The organism is Desulfoplanes sp. (genome assembly GCF_054921335.1).
Window position 1 is genome coordinate 1 of record NZ_JBUDSQ010000160.1, and the last position, 2,750, is coordinate 2,750.

The window sequence follows — 2,750 nt, forward strand, 5'->3', positions numbered from 1 at the left end:
CCGGATCTGGAGAGTGCGATGAGCAGTGCAGTGATGGAAGTAGCGGGGTTGCGCAAAGAATTTGTTACCGAACGCGGGGAGGCGGTCCGGGCCCTTGATCGTGTGGATTTCAAGGTCTTTCCCAACGATTTTTTGTGTATTGTCGGCCCTTCGGGATGCGGAAAATCAACGCTCTTGCGGATCATGGCCGGGCTGGAGCAGGCCTCTTTCGGCAGCGCGACCTTTCAGGGAGAGGTGTTGAGCAGACCCCACCGCGATGTGGGCATGGTCTTTCAGGAATACTCCCTGTTTCCATGGCGCACGGTCATGGACAATGTCACCCTGGGGTTGGAGTTCCGCGGGATGTCCGGGCAGAAACGCCGCAGTGTCGGGCAGGAGTATCTGCAGCTTATCGGTATGGATCAGTTTGCCGACGCTTTTCCCTACGAGCTTTCCGGCGGCATGCGTCAGCGTGTGGCCATTGCCCGGGCCCTGGCCACGGAACCGGATGTGCTGCTCATGGATGAACCGTTCGGGGCCCTGGATGCGCACACCAGGATTCTGCTCCAGAAAGAATTGCTGCGGATCTGGGAGCACAAACGGACGACCATCCTTTTCGTGACCCACAGCGTGGACGAGGCCATCTATCTGGCCGACCGGATCATGGTCATGTCCGCGCGTCCCGGACGGTTCAAAGAGGAGATCCGGGTGGACATGGAAAGACCCCGTGACCGGGCCATGCCTGAATATGGGCGTATGGCAGCAAGCATCCTGGATATGCTGGAGCAGGAAGTCGTCATGGGATGAAAGGGATTCGATAAGGCGGTTTCAGGTGTTATGTGTTACATTCGAGGGAACGGCGAAAGGAGGGGGAAGACCCGTCATCTCGGAAGACGTCATCCCTGACCTGATCCGGGATCTCCAAGGATTTGGCGTTGCAGTCATGTTGCGGTTACGTCCCGGTCGACCAGGATTCCGTCCTACGTCGGGATGACGGCAAAGGACGTATATTCGGATCGAAAGATACCATTTTTTTTAGGACTGGTGTCCAGCGCCGTTATGGCTGGGCACGAAAAAAAATGCTCCGCAAACAAGTGAGGTTCTTGTCTGCGGAGCATTTTCATTCGGGAAGCCCGATGGTTTAAATCATATTCGTGGAAGTTTGCCATAAAAAACAAGAAAATTCTATAACAGCTTGAACTTAAAACCTAAAACATAAAACTGCGGCCTGGCCGCATCAGCCAAGCATTTCCAGGAACGCCTCGATACGGGTTCTGAGCTGTTCCGTATCCGATTGGGCATAATCTGTTTCAATGTGCAGAAAGGGGAGCTCGTGCTTGTGTTCCACATGCTCCCGCAGGGAAAAGGATTCCACGTTGTAGGTATGGCAGCATTGCCAGGTCAGATCTACAACCCCGTCAATGGCGTAGTCGGTGATGAGCTGGCTGATGAGATCAAGCCTTCCCGTGTTGGGGGTCATGCAGGAACAGGGGGTGTTCAGGTAGCGTTTGGCCAGGGCGTGGTAGGGATCGGGATCGGTTTCGTCGACCAGAGCGGCAAAATCCTTGAGGCTCGAGCAGTGTTCCTGAACGGGGATCAGGGCACCGCATTCCTGGAGTATCTGCAGAACCTTTTCCGACCCCTTGCCTGTGGGACAGCCCGTGTAGAGAATGCGCGGTCCGGGCTTTGGGTCGGATGCACCGGAGGCGACCATGGATTCCAGGTCGTCTGCCAGGACGGTGATTTTTTCCAGATAATCCTGCCTGTCGACCACAAAATGTTTGGTCTCGGTTATGCTGAGCATGTCCAGTCCGGAAAGGGGGGGGACGGGTGCCTTGCCAGTGGCGGTAATGCGCAAAAGCTGTTTTCTGATCCGGTTCTGCAGCCGGATTTCCCGACAAAGTTTTTCCTCGCTAATCCGGTGTCCGGTTTCCTCTTCCAGGAAGGCTGCGAATCTGTGCAGTTCTCCTGTCCAGAGGTCCAGAGACGGTTTATCGTCCTGGCGATAGGGAAGATGCATGAGGTGGAGGGGTTTGATCCGCTGCAGCAGTTCGTACATCTTCTTTTTGCCGTCACAGGTGGTTTCCCCCACGATGAAATCCGAGGCCCCGAAAAAGGGACAGGAATCCGTAATCCCGTATCCGTAGCTGGACTTGATCAGCGGACAGAGGTTGGCCGGCAGGTCCCGCTCGGCAGCGGGAACGGGGGCCTGGTTCTTGCCGCACAGTCCCACGGGGATGACCCCTGCCGCGTACATGAGTTCCGTGGGCGCATAGACACAGAAAAGACCGGCGATCTTGTGCCCCTGCTCCTTGGCCCCGTCAATGAGGGGCAAACTGCGGGATTTATAGGTGGCCAGGGTTTCGAACGATTCCGGTTTAGACATCAAACTTTTTCCTCCCCCACTCGGCCGCGCCCCGGGCGCCGACTGTGTCCGGGTTTTCCGGGATGACCAGCTCCAGACCCAGGAGTTCCTCGAGGTTTTTGACCACGCAGGGGTTTCGGGCCACGCCCCCGGCAAAGACGATGGGCGGGGTGATACCCACCCGGGAGAGCATGGATTTGGTCCGGTTGACGATGGATTTGTGCAGCCCCAGGGCGATGTTGGCCGGGGATTCTCCCCGGGCCATGAGGGAGACGGCCTCGGTTTCCGCGAACACCGTGCACATGCTGTTGATGGTCGGGCAGCCGGTGGCATTCATGGCGTATTCCCCGAATTCCTCGATGGGGATCTGCAGGGCCGTGGCCATGAATTCCAGAAATTTGCCCGT

General features: G+C 56.9%; 3 protein-coding genes. 1 reads left to right on the forward strand and 2 read right to left on the reverse strand.

The annotated features are described in order from the left end of the window. Window positions 1–786: ABC transporter ATP-binding protein (locus ACY692_RS14775; RefSeq protein WP_462326143.1), on the forward strand; the 786-nt coding region annotated here is incomplete at its 5' end. 430 nt (window positions 787–1,216) lie between these two features. Here the strand turns inward: ACY692_RS14775 and ACY692_RS14780 are convergent. Together ACY692_RS14780 and ACY692_RS14785 are read right to left on the reverse strand one after the other, a co-directional pair. Continuing rightward, window positions 1,217–2,365, reverse strand: a complete 1,149-nt coding sequence (locus tag ACY692_RS14780; RefSeq protein WP_462326144.1) for a double-cubane-cluster-containing anaerobic reductase — start codon at window positions 2,363–2,365, stop codon at window positions 1,217–1,219. Next, window positions 2,358–2,750, reverse strand: a 393-nt coding sequence (locus ACY692_RS14785; RefSeq protein WP_462326145.1) for a BadF/BadG/BcrA/BcrD ATPase family protein, incomplete at its 5' end; no start/stop codon positions are given. The genes ACY692_RS14780 and ACY692_RS14785, both read right to left, overlap by 8 nt.

Bases quoted from the DNA above. Each gene is read 5' to 3' on its own strand.
- ACY692_RS14780 (WP_462326144.1), bottom strand. From the start codon at position 2,365: ATGTCTAAACCGGAATCGTTCGAAACCCTGGCCACCTATAAATCCCGC.